Origin of the sequence: Massilibacteroides vaginae (assembly GCF_900178525.1) — a bacterium.
GTDB lineage: Bacteria > Bacteroidota > Bacteroidia > Bacteroidales > Tannerellaceae > Massilibacteroides > Massilibacteroides vaginae.
In genome coordinates this window covers 1,301,070-1,314,826 of record NZ_FXDJ01000009.1, presented here as the reverse complement: position 1 = coordinate 1,314,826, position 13,757 = coordinate 1,301,070, and the positions used below count along the sequence as shown (strand labels likewise).

The following is a 13,757-nucleotide window of genomic DNA, read 5'->3' as shown; positions in this document are numbered from 1 at the left end:
TTTGACACACCTACAAATTTATAGTATCTTTGTACCGGAAGACCACAGCATTGTGCTGCTGTTCTTAGTGAAACAACCAGGAGTTATATTATTATGTGTACGTATTCTATCGTAGTTCCGGTATATAACCGTCCAGACGAAGTGGACGAGCTATTGCAAAGTTTGAAAGAACAATCTTTTTCAAATTTTGAGGTGGTCATTGTAGAAGACGGCTCAAAGGTTCCCTGCAAAGACATTGTCGACAAATACAAGGATCAGCTAAGTATACATTATTACATTATAGAAAACTCGGGACCTGGTCCGGCAAGAAATTATGGCGTCGGTCAAAGCCGGGGTAAATATGTGATCATTCTTGACTCCGATTGCATCCTCCCCCCCTCCTACCTCAAACAGGTAGATCATTCATTCAGACATTACAACGCAGATGCTTTTGGTGGCGCAGACCGTGCGCACGCAGACTTCTCTGCCACCCAGAAAGCTGTTAATTACGCGATGACCTCTTTTTTCACGACAGGCGGCATTCGCGGAAGTGAAAAGAAATTAGACAAGTTCTATCCACGCAGCTTCAATATGGGCCTACGAAAGTCTGTTTATGAAACGTTGGGAGGATTTTCCAAGATGCGTTATGGCGAAGATATAGATTTCAGTATCCGGATATTCAAGGGCGGTTATGCTTGCTACTATTTTTCCAATGCCTGGGTATACCACAAAAGAAGAACCGACTTCAGACAATTTTTCCGTCAGGTTAATCATTCCGGCAAAGCCCGGATAGATCTGTATCTAAAATATCCGGAATCACTAAAGATCGTACATTGTCTGCCGGCGGTATTTACAATCGGGTTAGCGATCATACTAATCCTTGCGATAGTTTACCCGCCCCTTCTCCTTCTACCGCTCATCTATATGGTTGCTTTATTTATAGATTCACTAATTAAAAACAGAAGCCTTAAGGTTGCCCTGCTTTCTGTGCCCGCTTCTTTTGTGCAACTAACCGGGTATGGTACAGGTTTTATTTCTGCAGTTTGGAGAAAACTGATTGTGAAACAACAGTAAAATCAGGTATCTACCGCAGTTTATTTATTTTTGAACATGAAAAACAGATTTGATTTTTATCCTGCTTTATTCCAGTCATTAAAGACCTATTCTAAAGAAAAGTTTATGTCTGACCTAATGGCGGGCATCATTGTAGGTGTTGTTGCGTTACCCCTGGCAATTGCCTTCGGTATTGCTTCGGGTGTGAGTCCGGAAAAAGGGATAATAACAGCCATTATCGGAGGTTTTATTGTTTCGTTCCTTGGAGGAAGCTCTGTACAGATCGGAGGTCCGACCGGAGCCTTTATCGTAATCGTATACGGAATTGTTCAGAATTTCGGAATCGAAGGGCTGGCTATCGCTACAGTTGTTGCCGGTGTGATGTTATTGATCATGGGCCTACTGAAGCTGGGGACAGTAATAAAATTCATTCCTTATCCAATCATTGTAGGCTTTACAAGCGGAATTGCGGTTACGATTTTCACCACCCAGATAAAAGATTGGTTCGGACTGACGATTGAGAATACGCCGGCCGACTTTCTCAGCAAATGGATTGTTTATTTCCAGCACATACACACATTCAATTTCTGGCCGTTCCTTATCGGTGTGCTTAGTTTAATTATCATCATTTACTCTCCCCGTGTGACGAAGAAAATTCCCGGTTCACTGATTGCGATCATCGCAATGACGATTATTGTTTATATATTACGTCATTACCTGGGTATCACACAAATTGAAACGATTGGAGACAGATTCACAATCGACCCGACATTACCTCAACCCGAACCGATAAGTTTTAATATACAAACGATTAATCTGCTGCTACCGTCGGCCTTTACAATAGCTATGCTGGGTGCGATAGAATCGTTGTTATCGGCTACTGTTGCGGATGGGGTAATTGGGAAAAAACACAATTCAAATACAGAATTAATCGCTCAGGGAGCCGCGAATATCATAGTTCCCATCTTTGGCGGTATTCCGGTAACAGGAGCCATAGCCCGCACAATGACAAATATTAACAATGGGGGTAGAACACCCGTAGCCGGAATCATTCACGCTGTAGTTCTACTGCTGATCCTGCTATTCTTAGGCCCTTTAACAAAGCACATTCCAATGGCGTGCCTGGCAGGTGTGCTTATCATCGTTTCGTACAACATGAGTGAATGGCGTACCTTCCGTTCTTTACTGAAAAATCCGCCAAGCGACATCGCCGTATTATTAGTAACGTTCTTCCTTACTGTAATTTTCGACCTGACAATCGCAATCGAGGTGGGATTATTGATCGCTATGTTCCTCTTCATGAAACGTGTAGCCGAAACCACACAAGTATCTGTAACGACAGATGAGATCAATTTGTCGGACGGAAGTGATAACAGTGAAGAAGAGATACTTATATTGCCTAAAGGAGTTGAAGTGTATGAAATAGACGGACCGTTCTTTTTCGGTATTGCCAACAAGTTCGATGGTGTAATGCAAACGTTGGGAGATAAACCCAAAGTACGTATAATCCGGATGCGTAAGGTCTCATTCATCGACTCTACCGGCCTACACAACTTAGGTAGTTTATATCGTCTATCCCAAAAAGAGAATATAAGGCTTATCCTTTCCGGCGTAAATGAACGCGTAAGGGAAGTGTTTATCAAAACCGGATTCAAGGATACGATCGGTGTAGAGAATATATGCAGCCACATCAGCGAAGCAGTGGCAAAAGCGACAGATTATGTAAACGAACAGAAAAACCAATAAAAACTAAAATACAAAATGGCGGAATCAGGAAGACTACTCTCGCTTGACGTTATGCGAGGAATAACTATTGCAGGAATGATCATGGTCAATAACCCCGGAAGTTGGCAATACGTGTATACTCCGCTTGGGCATGCTCAATGGGACGGTCTTACACCGACCGACTTAGTCTTTCCTTTCTTTATGTTTATCATGGGTGTCTCCATGTTTTTTTCGCTTCGGAAATACGGATTCAAATTCTCTAAAGAAAGCGTTGGCAAAATATTGAAAAGAACAGTCCTGATTTTCTTAGTCGGGTTCGGATTAAACCTTTTCGGACATATCTGCCGCAATGGTTTCGAGCATTTTGAGAACCTACGCGTTTTAGGCGTGATGCAACGACTTGCATTGGCTTATGGAGCCGGATCGTTAATTGGCTTGGCCGTTAATCATAAATACATTCTGCATACGGCACTCGGGGTATTGCTGTTCTATGCTGCCTTGCTCGGTTTTACGGGCAGCACCACAATGTCTGCGGATAATATAATCGCGATTGTAGACCGGACGTTGTTTGGGGAAACACACATGTACAAAGACTCTTTAGCAGATGGAACGCGTATTGCTTTCGATCCCGAAGGATTTCTTAGCACAATCGGCAGTATAGCCCACGTACTGATCGGATTCTACGCCGGTAAGTTAATTCTTGATGCTAAAAAGAATAACGAACTTATTATCCGTAATCTGTTTATACTGGGAACGATACTCACCTTTGCCGGATTATTATTCCATTACGGCTGTCCTATCAACAAAAAAATATGGAGCAGCACGTTTGTTCTTACCACTTGCGGATTCGGTTCTTTATTGCTTGCTTTACTGATCTGGATCATCGATATCAACGGAAAGAAAAGTTGGTCTAAATTCTTTGAAGCATTTGGCATTAATCCGCTTTACTTATATGTTCAGGCGGCTATATTGACAACGATCTTCTCGCTGACCGGTTTTTCATCCTTTATGTACAACTCTGTATTCACACCTGTATTAGGCAACTACGGAGGCTCTTTAGCCTGGGCTCTTTTCTTTGTTGCAGTGAACTGGATTCCCGGCTATTTGTTATATAAAAAACAAATCTATATAAAACTATAGACGTATGAACAGGTGGATTGCTATTTTACTGTCAACATTATTAGCTTTCTGCCACGCAGAAGCGCAAATCAGCGAAGGGGGCACTCCTCCAAGTTTTCAATACGGAACGTCTCTTCGCAGCACTGTTGCCTTGACGGATATTCCCGTTCTCTTTAATGTGGAAGATTTGTTGCTTGTAGACGAATGGCAAGTTGCCAACGGATCGCCATTGGCTGTCGCCACGTCTATTCAGGCAGATCTCAATACGTCCAATTCCGGACAATGGCTCACGCTGCCCGGAGGAGAAAAAATCTGGCAACTTCGGATCCAGGCAAAAGACGCAATCGCTCTAATGCTTTACTATAAAACATTTGAGATACCAGAAGGAGGAAAACTGTTCCTCTATAATGCAGACAAAACCCATATTCTCGGTGCCTATACACACCGCACAAATCCCCGGGGCGGACGGTTCGCTACAGAATTTGTTGCAGGAGATGACCTGATACTGGAATATGTTTCCGCACCTTCAGGGAATCTTCCGCATATTGAAATAGAAGAAATAGGATACGGCTATAATCACCTTAATATCCTGATGGGAAATAATCTGCGAAGTAGTGCCGCTTGCGAAGTCAATATTAATTGTCCGGAAGGAGCTGCCTGGCAAAAAGAGAAGGCCGGTGTTTGCCATACGATACAAAAGATAGGAGACAAAACGTACATCTGCACGGGCTCACTTGTAAACAACACCGCACTGGATTTCAAGCCGTATGTATTGATGGCCTACCATTGCATGGAATCCATATCAACACGAGCACGGAAGACTGTTAGTACACCGGAAGATATGAAGCAATGGATGTTCTATTTCAATTATGAAAGACAAGGTTGCTCAGCTTCATCTCCAACGGTTAAACGCACAATGACAGGCTGCACAAAAGTCGCCTCTACTCCGATAGATAAGGGAGGAGACGGATTATTAGTTCTATTGGATCAGGAAATACCCGTAAGCTACAATGTGTATTATAACGGATGGGACAGATCAAACACAGCCCCATTATCAGGCGTCGGCATTCATCATCCGGAAGGCGATTACAAGAAGATCTCCACCTATACCCAAAAGCCGGCGAATACGACATGGTATGGCACTGACTCTTCAACGGGTGCCAGAAGCGCGCATTGGAATGTGATATTCGCACAAACTGAAAATGGACATGGTATAACCGAAGGCGGATCTTCCGGTTCTCCGTTATTTAATCAGGATCATCTGGTTGCCGGAACACTGTCTGGTGGTAATTCCTCTTGTTCCAATCCTACCGGAAATAACCTGTATGCTAAGCTTTATTACAACTGGGATAAACACGGTGATGCCGATTCATCTCGTATGGCTGTATGGCTCGATCCGAAAACTACCGGTGTAGAGACGTTGAACGGCCTGTCTCGCGCAACACCCAAGCCCGAACCAACAGGACTAAATCTGGAATACAAGAACAAAAGCGTTACACTCAGCTGGACGGCTCCAACAGCGACCAAAAAACCAACTCACTATAATGTATACAGAACAAATCAATTGATAGGCACTACGCGCACAACGAGCTATACAGATCTCAATCCAAGCTTACTGGGTGAGGTTTTCTATGCCGTCACGGCGGAATATGCAGACAAAAGTGAATCATATCCGATAAAAGGCTCGATCGTTATTCAGGATTTTAAAGCTCCCACAGATTTAGCGTTAAGCGTAGATAATTCAATTGTGACTCTCAATTGGAAAGCACCGGTTTATACACAAGCCATATCCTGGTCTGCCAACACCCTATATGGATTACTTAGGATTAATGCACCTCTTTATTTCGGGCATTACTGGGAGCCGGCCGAATTGGCAAGCATCGCAAACAATACAATAACTGCGATTGAACTGTATGCCACGAATAAGGCTACTTATTCCCTCCTACTCATTCAGGGAAGCAATCGTTATACTCAGGCGATTAGTTCTCCGCAATCTCCCGGCATCATTACTGCCGCGTTAACGACTCCTTTTGTAATCGACGCAAGTAAAGATTTATTTGTCGTAATTTACGTTTCCGATCCGGATCCGACAGAAGGCACAATCGCTATTGACGAAGGACCGGCAATGATAGGCAAAGGGAATATCATTTCCGAAGATGCCAAAGAATGGTTTGTTTTATACGATGGAAATGAAGGAACGACAACAGAAGAAGACAACCTAAATTATAACCTCTATCTGGCTGCAATCGTAAGCTCTGAAAAGGGAACAACTCAGCGAATGACTGCTGCTACTACAGATGGAAAAGAGGTTATGGCGAAATATCCTTCTGTACTGCATAAGATGCCATATCAGGGGACTACGTTAAAATCGTTTTCAACACGAGCTACTCAGTTTCAATATCCGACAGCATTTCCGGAGATAAAGGGATATAATGTATATCGTAATGGAACGTTGCTGACAACACCACCAATCGATCAACTTCGGTACACTAACCGGGCTTCAGATGGAACATATACTTATGGTGTATCAACTGTTTATGCCGGTGGAGAAAGCGAACAGGTATTATCTTCCGACATCAGTGTTTCTAACATTGAAATTAAAGAAAATCAGGTTTCATTATATCCGACAGTATTCAAAGAACAGGTCAGGATAAGAAATGCTTATCAGGTGAACCGCCTTGAGATATATACCGTAAGCGGACTGTTGGTTAGTCAAATCAATCAACCGGACGAGGTTATAAACACCAACTCCCTCAGTCCGGGAATTTATTTTTTCAGACTATATCTGAAAGATGAAATAAAAACGATTCAAACAATCAAAAAATAACTTAACACCATGAAAACACCATTAAAAACACTAATCGTATTTTTTTGTTTATTATTAACCGCACCGGCTTATTCCGGCGATAAATTAAGCTTTCTTAAAAAGCAATTCACCACCAACTCCGGATATAAATTAAACTATAGGGTACTTTATCCGGCAGATTATGAGCCGGACAAACAATACCCGCTAATTCTTTTTCTGCATGGTGCGGGCGAAAGGGGAAATGACAATGAGGCTCAGCTGTTTCACGGGGGCAACTTGTTTGCTTCGCACGAAAACAGAACAAATTATCCGGCCATAATTATAGCACCTCAATGTCCGGCCGAAATCTATTGGGTAGATTATGTACGCCCAAATGCAGAAGGAGAAAAGCGCTATTTCTATCCGAGTAATGCCATTACAAAACCCTTAGCAGCAGTCAAGGAGTTAGTAGACAGCTATATCAGCAAAGGTCTTATTGATAAAAGCAACATGCATATAACAGGACTTTCCATGGGAGGAATCGCAACATTCGACCTTGTTTTTCGTTATCCGGATATGTTTGTAACCGCAACCCCAATTTGCGGAGGTGTAAATACACAACGAGCAGAAAGATTCAAAGGCAAAACCGTTTTCCGCATTTTCCATGGTGATGAAGACTCAGTTGTAGATGCGCAATTCTCGCGTGACGCTCACGCCGCATTGCAAAAGGCAGGTGCAAAAGTAAGCTATAAAGAATATCCGGGAGTTAACCACAACAGCTGGGTCAACGCTTTCGCGGAACCTGATTTTGTGAGCTGGATGTTCAACCAAAAATAAAGATTATTAAACCGGAATGAATCCACAAGAAATTACCGGCTGATCCACGGAGCGGGATTAAGCTTGGTTCTTTCTTTCCAAAGTTGGAAGTGGAGAATGGTTGAGTTGCTATCTTCGGTATCGGTAAAGATCTTTCCTAAAGCCTGACGCGTAGAAACTTTGTCTCCTTGTTTTACATAAACTTGGCTCAGATTACTATATACCGTAAGGTAGTTACCATGACGAACTATGACCGAGTTATTATATCCGGGCACTACAAATACACGGGTTACTTCGCCATTAAATACGGCCTGAGCGTCTGTGCCCGGAGTAACTTGCAGGTCTATACCGTTATTATTGGTACGTACATTTTTTAATTCCTGGTGTTGTTGTTCTCCAAAGAATGCCACGATCGTATATTTCCTGTTCACCGGAGCAGGTAGGCGACCTCTGTTGCTTGCGAAGTCTGAAGACAGTTTTTGCTCTGCCTGAGTCATGGCATAGCCACCTTTCGTTTCCGCCACACGCTTTTCAGCGTCTTTAGCCGGATCTTTTTTATCCCCTTTGGCAGCGGCCGCTTGTCGTTCGCGTTCAGCCTTTCTGGCTGCCTCTTCCGCACGTGCGATTTCTTCCGCAATCAGCTTCTCTATTTGCTTATTCAATGCGGCGGCTTGCTGTCTCTTTTTACGAAGTTCTGCCTGCAGTTCTTTTTGTTTCTTATTGAGCTGCTGCACTTCCACTTTCTGGCTTGACTCCTCTTGTTGGAGTTTATTTTTTTCCTGCTCACGCACCTGCGCTAACGTTTGTTTTTCAGAACGTGTTTTTTGTAATTCTTTTTGTTTCAGCTCTATTTCTTTCTGTTTCTCTATTATTTCAACAGCTTGCTTCTTTTGCCAGTTACCATATTCACGGAGATAACGCATCCGTCGCATGGATTGAGCGAAATTTTCGGCGGATAGAATAAACAACAATTTATCTTGTGATGTTCTCCGCTTATGTATGGTTTGTATGGATTTTTTATAATTTTCCCGTTTGGTATTGAGTTCATTTTCCAAGGTCTTGATTTCACTACGGGTAGTTTCAATCTGTTTATCTAACGCGTCCATTTCCTGCGTCAGAATACTTAATACTTTCTTACGGTTCAGAAGTTGGTTGGAAAGAAGATTCAGTCGGCTCAGCGAATTCTTTGCCGTACGGGTAGTTTCTTTCAGCAACTTGTTGGTTTCTTCGATTTCTGCCAATGCTTCCTTGCGTTGTCTTTCCAGTTGCTTCACCCGGGCTGAATTCTGGGCAGCAACAGACAACGTAAACAACAAAAGTATGCTCAAACAGAAATATCTCATTTACTCCTTTTTACTATCACTCAAACCTTTTAATACCTGTGCAAAGGTAATACGTTTATATTTTGTTGGTATAGCGAATTCCAATTTTACAGGAACATCCGGTTCTACACGACCGTAGGCCAGCACAACCTTGCCTGTCTGCTTATTATCTGCAACTACACGTATATCCATCAGCATAGGAAATACCTGCTTTTCCACAATTCTGAAATCCTTATAATCCCAATACAAATTATATTGTTCACTCTTATCCGTGACATGCAATGATAAAAGCTTTTCTTCCCCGTCGGCTATAAATGTATAAAGCAAATCCAGTACATCACGTGTTTTCGCTATCGCTTTCGGTCCATCCTGAGAAAGCTTAAACCGATTATATTTTTTAGGATCTATTTCTTGTTCTCCCGGCAGAAAAATCCGATTCGTGAACAACGCCTGCAAATTATAAAAATTAAAATCAACAGGCAGTTTACCTTTCATTCCTTCATATCCCTCAGCAACATATCGCTTATTCAGACGATCCAACACCTTCACACTATCACGACTGAATTCTATCCGGAATATTTCAATTCCCAACACAGGTACGATCGAAAGCTGAAAAGCACTGTCTTTAACCATTTTCAGGTCAACACGTGAGCTCAACTCTTTTTCCGGCGTAATAATTTCCGCGTTCAAGCGAGCAGACAAAGTTGAATAATGAAAGGCCTGTTCTTTCATTGAATCAAAAAACACCCGATGTTCCTTCGCCTCACCGGCTTCAACTGTTCCAACTTTCTTTACGGTCTTACAACCGCTAAGCAATAAGACAAACACTAAAAACACGCCGGACAATTTAACTACAGTACTCTTCATCATTTCGGGTTTTCGTCTTCAATGTAAATTCCTTCACTGATTTTACGCTCCAAAACCGGACTTTCCTTTCCCAGTTCCTTCGCTTTTTGCCATTGTTCGATCGCTTTTTCCTTTTCGCCGGACATATAAAGAATATCGCCATAATGATCCACCAATTCCGAACTGTTGGTTTTATCTTTACCCAACGCGCTTTCTATGTAAATCTTTGCCAAAGAATAATTTCCTTGCATAAAGAATATCCAGGCGTATGTATCTAAATAAGTTGCGTTATCCGGCTCCAGCTTAATACACTGAGCACTCATGCGTTCAGCCTTTTTGAGGTCTTTTTTCGCAAGTGAAAGAAAATAGCTGTAATTATTTAACACCATTACATTCTTATCGTTGTACTTCAGTGCTTCGTCGTATGCGGCATAAGCATTATCCATCTGATCCATCTGATAATATATATCACCTATTTGTCCATAGAAATCAGATTTCAAGGGCATATTTTCGGCCGGAATAATATCAATTCCGGCTTTATAGGTTTCTAATGCTTTTTCGTACTCTTTTTGCTGGTAATGGGCAATACCCAAATAGAAATAATACTCCGGTGCTTCCGGAAACAGTTCCATCCCCCGGTTACAGATACGAATTACTTCGGGTATATCTTCAGATCTAAGCGAAAGATTCAACAGTTGCTGCCATGCACCTGCGTTATCCGGTTCCATTTCCGTTACAAGCTGTATTTGAAACTTCGCTTCGTCGAGTTTGTTTTGAGCAACTAAAAGTCCGGCATACATAATTTTGATCTCCGTCTCTTCCGGATGTTGTTCCAAAAGCGTCTGGAATAAAGAATTGGCACGTTCCGAGCCTTTATCTACCTGACTCAGTTTAAGGATATATCTGGAAAGAATGCTGACTTTCACATCCACATCCAATTTTTCATTAATTAAGGCATTATTAATTTGGGTTTCCGCTGCTTCTTTATCCCCTTTCGCTTCGTAATAATTAGCCATGGAAACGATATAATACGGATTCTCGGGATCAATTGCTTTTGCCTTCGTGTAGTGTTCCAACGCTTTTTCCAGCTCGCCCTTTTCCAAACGTAAGTCGCCCATTATAATCTGATAACGGGCTTCCATAGGATACTTTAGCGATAGTTTCTCTATCTCATTAAAAGCCTCCACAGGCTGATCCAATGTATTATACAATTTGTATTTCTGCATAGACAGCGCCTCATTCATTCCAATAACAGACTCTAATGCATCAAAAGCCTCAATCGCCTTGCCTATTTCCCCTTTCTGCGTCAAAGCCTCAGCCAGATAATAATTCAGATCCGCTTTATCCGGATAATCTTTCACTAATTCCTCAAACTCTTCAGCCGCTTCTCCATACAATCCCAAATTACGGGAAAGTGAAGCCAATGTCATTCTGTAGGTGAAGTTGTTATCACTATTCGCGACAGCCCGTTTTAGCAAATCCAACGCCTTTTCGGGTCGATTAAGCTGCAAGTAGAACGTAGATAGTTCAAACAAAACCGGAGCGGCTGTAGAATCAATAGCCAGGCAATGCGTAAAAGCTTCATAAGAAGCGTCAAACTTTCCGGCTTGCTTCAGGTTCAAGCCCTCATAATAGAAGTAATCAAACTTTCGCTTTTCCGCCTCACTTAGTTCTTTCTTCAAGGATACGGATTTTATATTATCCGCATAAGAAAACCCAACGGGAAAAACCACAAAAGTAAATAAGAAAAGCAGGAAGCGATATATCTGTTGTCTCTGCATAGTGCTGTTTGTTTTATTGCTTACCTGTATGTCCAAAGCCTCCGGCTCCGCGCTCCGTCTCGTCCAAAGATTCTTCCGGCTGCCATTCAACCTGGCTGTGCGCCGTAATAACCATCTGACAAATTCGTTCGCCGTCGTTAACCACAAAAGGTTCATTGGAAAGATTGATCAGGATAATTCCGATTTCACCACGATAGTCCGCGTCAATCGTACCCGGGGTATTTAATAAAGAAATCCCATGCTTAATAGCCAAACCACTCCTTGGACGCATTTGTGCTTCAAAGCCTTCCGGCAAAGCAATATATAATCCTGTCGGGATTAACTTTCTTTCCAAAGGTTTGAGTTCAACCGGCGTTGTAAGAAACGCCCGTATATCCATCCCTGCAGACAAAGGAGTCGCATAATGAGGTAGCGGATGATGAGATTTATTTATGATCTTTACTTTCATCGGATTATTATCTTTTCTATAATATATAGACAAAGATAATAATATTCTAGTTTTGCCAGTCTCCGTTCTCTTTTATTAACTGAACCAGACGTTCAACGGCGTCGTCTTCAGGCACACTGTTTACAATACAGGTTTTACCTTTATACAAGCTGATCTTTCCTTTTCCCGCACCTACATAACCATAATCCGCATCTGCCATTTCACCCGGACCATTCACGATACAGCCCATTATCCCGATCTTCAAACCTTTCAGATGAGAAGTTGCCGCCTTTACACGTGCAATAGTAGATTGCAGATTATATAATGTACGTCCGCAGCCGGGACAGGATATAAATTCGGTTTTACTGATTCTCGTGCGGGTAGCCTGAAGAATACCGAACATGCAGTTGTCTATCACTACAGAATCCAGCTTTTCATCTTGCAGCAGGATACCATCACCAAAGCCATCCAGGAAAAGCGCACCAAAGTCTGACGCTGATTCCAACTGCAATGATTCCTTATCCGCTTCTGCATATTCCCGGTTCAAAATCACAGGCACATCACACCCGGCAGACAAAAGTTTATGCATGGCCGCACGTTGATGACCTAAGCCGTTCGCATGGTTCGTTTCCAAAATAACGACTATCGCCTTATCTTCTTTCAGGAAAGAGATAACCTCATCCTTCATATCATCAAAAGAAAGCCGGATAAACTTTAGTTCAGCATTACATGAAATAGCACTATTTAACTCGGAAATTGTAAAATAAGGATAAGTTTCCTTATTACCGTTCCAAGCACATGAATCGACAATCACTTTTACTCCTTGAGGAAGGTTTTCAGGGATTGTTTTCCCGGTATAGAAGTAATCAGGAACAGCATTCTTGTCAATCGAATAATTTCCATTCCTACGATCCGAAATTACGACGGGAGGATGTGGATAGCCGATACCTTCAACAACACGTGATTGCCTACGTTCGGCAGTGACCGGATCAAAGCCCGGCGCGGATTCCGCCCGGATTGGCGTATGTTCTTTCCTTCGTTCTATATAAGCAAGCAGTTTTCTTCCTACCGGCACTTCCACTTCCGGTTCTTCACTCAAAGAAACTCGTATTGTATCTCCAATACCATCAGCCAGTAATGTACCGATACCTACCGCGCTTTTAATACGCCCGTCTTCACCGTCACCGGCTTCCGTCACTCCTAAATGTAAAGGATAATTCATCCCTTCTGCCTCCATTGTGCGAACCAGCAAGCGAACCACCCGAACCATCAACACAGTATTTGACGCTTTCATGGAAATAGCGACATCATGAAAGTTTTCCTCACGGCATATCCGCAGGAATTCCAGACAAGAAGCAACCATACCTTCCGGTGTATCACCATAACGGCTCATGATGCGATCAGACAAAGAACCGTGGTTCACGCCGATACGCACAGCCGTGTTATGTTCTTTACAAACATTCAGAAAAGGCACAAAACGCGTCCGGATTTTTTCTAATTCAGCCGCATATTCCTCATCGGTATATTCAATATGACTAAACGTCTTCTGCTTATCCACATAATTTCCCGGATTAACACGTACTTTTTCTACTGTGGTAGCAGCTACATCGGCCGCACGGGGATTAAAATGAATATCCGCCACCAATGGCGTACGATAATTCTTTTCGTTCAGCAGCTGACGAATTACGCCCAGATTGCGCGATTCACGTTCGCCCTGGGCTGTAAAGCGAACATAGTCCGCTCCGGCATCAATAATACGTATAGCTTGTTGAACCGCGGCATCCGTATCCATTGTAGATACACTTGCCATAGACTGAACTCGAACGGGGTTTTCACCACCAAGAGGTGTATCCCCTATGTGAGTCACAGAAGATACACGACGTTTATAATTGAAATAATCCATA

Annotated in this window: 10 protein-coding genes; 5 read left to right on the top strand and 5 right to left on the bottom strand. The window is 42.6% G+C overall.

Translation table 11 applies throughout. The features are described 5' to 3' along the window. Positions 1–93 precede the first annotated feature (93 nt). The 5 genes from B9Y81_RS13880 to B9Y81_RS13860 are packed head-to-tail and all read left to right on the top strand — an operon-like array spanning position 94 to position 7,498. Complete coding sequence (locus B9Y81_RS13880; protein WP_085537501.1) at positions 94–1,053, top strand: glycosyltransferase family 2 protein; 960 nt, start codon at positions 94–96, stop codon at positions 1,051–1,053. A gap of 36 nt (positions 1,054–1,089) precedes the next feature. Then, positions 1,090–2,778, top strand: a complete 1,689-nt coding sequence (locus B9Y81_RS13875) for a SulP family inorganic anion transporter (protein WP_085537500.1) — start codon at positions 1,090–1,092, stop codon at positions 2,776–2,778. A gap of 15 nt (positions 2,779–2,793) precedes the next feature. Further along, complete coding sequence (locus tag B9Y81_RS13870) at positions 2,794–3,897, top strand: acyltransferase family protein (protein ID WP_085537499.1); 1,104 nt, start codon at positions 2,794–2,796, stop codon at positions 3,895–3,897. A 4-nt stretch (positions 3,898–3,901) separates the two neighbouring features. After that, positions 3,902–6,703, top strand: coding sequence for a T9SS type A sorting domain-containing protein (locus tag B9Y81_RS13865; protein ID WP_085537498.1), 2,802 nt, complete (start codon positions 3,902–3,904; stop codon positions 6,701–6,703). Between the two features lie 9 nt (positions 6,704–6,712). Next, positions 6,713–7,498, top strand: coding sequence for a carboxylesterase family protein (locus B9Y81_RS13860; RefSeq protein WP_085537497.1), 786 nt, complete (start codon positions 6,713–6,715; stop codon positions 7,496–7,498). Between the two features lie 32 nt (positions 7,499–7,530). Here the strand turns inward: B9Y81_RS13860 and B9Y81_RS13855 are convergent, their stop codons facing one another. From B9Y81_RS13855 to B9Y81_RS13835, 5 genes are read right to left on the bottom strand one after another with little or no spacing between them, the layout of a single operon-like run. Next, positions 7,531–8,820: a murein hydrolase activator EnvC family protein gene (locus tag B9Y81_RS13855; RefSeq protein WP_085537496.1), complete on the bottom strand. Its 1,290-nt coding sequence runs from the start codon at positions 8,818–8,820 to the stop codon at positions 7,531–7,533. Beyond that, entirely contained in the window at positions 8,821–9,669 is an 849-nt protein-coding gene (locus B9Y81_RS13850; RefSeq protein WP_176221499.1) for a lipoprotein insertase outer membrane protein LolB1, read from the bottom strand. Further along, positions 9,666–11,426: a tetratricopeptide repeat protein gene (locus B9Y81_RS13845; protein ID WP_085537494.1), complete on the bottom strand. Its 1,761-nt coding sequence runs from the start codon at positions 11,424–11,426 to the stop codon at positions 9,666–9,668. Before B9Y81_RS13845 ends, B9Y81_RS13850 begins: the two co-directional genes overlap by 4 nt. A gap of 13 nt (positions 11,427–11,439) precedes the next feature. After that, positions 11,440–11,874, bottom strand: a complete 435-nt coding sequence (dut, locus tag B9Y81_RS13840; protein WP_085537493.1) for a dUTP diphosphatase — start codon at positions 11,872–11,874, stop codon at positions 11,440–11,442. A 46-nt stretch (positions 11,875–11,920) separates the two neighbouring features. Beyond that, the gene (locus B9Y81_RS13835) at positions 11,921–13,756 is read right to left on the bottom strand and encodes a 4-hydroxy-3-methylbut-2-en-1-yl diphosphate synthase (protein ID WP_085537492.1); all 1,836 of its coding nucleotides are present in this window, start codon (positions 13,754–13,756) and stop codon (positions 11,921–11,923) included. Position 13,757: the final 1 nt, after the last annotated feature.

Excerpts from the sequence above, each read along its gene's own strand:
- B9Y81_RS13880 (WP_085537501.1), top strand. The coding sequence starts at position 94 with ATGTGTACGTATTCTATCGTAGTTCCGGTATATAACCGTCCAGACGAA.
- B9Y81_RS13875 (WP_085537500.1), top strand. The coding sequence starts at position 1,090 with ATGAAAAACAGATTTGATTTTTATCCTGCTTTATTCCAGTCATTAAAG.
- B9Y81_RS13870 (WP_085537499.1), top strand. The coding sequence starts at position 2,794 with ATGGCGGAATCAGGAAGACTACTCTCGCTTGACGTTATGCGAGGAATA.
- B9Y81_RS13865 (WP_085537498.1), top strand. The coding sequence starts at position 3,902 with ATGAACAGGTGGATTGCTATTTTACTGTCAACATTATTAGCTTTCTGC.
- B9Y81_RS13860 (WP_085537497.1), top strand. The coding sequence starts at position 6,713 with ATGAAAACACCATTAAAAACACTAATCGTATTTTTTTGTTTATTATTA.
- B9Y81_RS13855 (WP_085537496.1), bottom strand. The coding sequence starts at position 8,820 with ATGAGATATTTCTGTTTGAGCATACTTTTGTTGTTTACGTTGTCTGTT.
- B9Y81_RS13850 (WP_176221499.1), bottom strand. The coding sequence starts at position 9,669 with ATGATGAAGAGTACTGTAGTTAAATTGTCCGGCGTGTTTTTAGTGTTT.
- B9Y81_RS13845 (WP_085537494.1), bottom strand. The coding sequence starts at position 11,426 with ATGCAGAGACAACAGATATATCGCTTCCTGCTTTTCTTATTTACTTTT.
- dut (WP_085537493.1), bottom strand. The coding sequence starts at position 11,874 with ATGAAAGTAAAGATCATAAATAAATCTCATCATCCGCTACCTCATTAT.
- B9Y81_RS13835 (WP_085537492.1), bottom strand. The coding sequence starts at position 13,756 with ATGGATTATTTCAATTATAAACGTCGTGTATCTTCTGTGACTCACATA.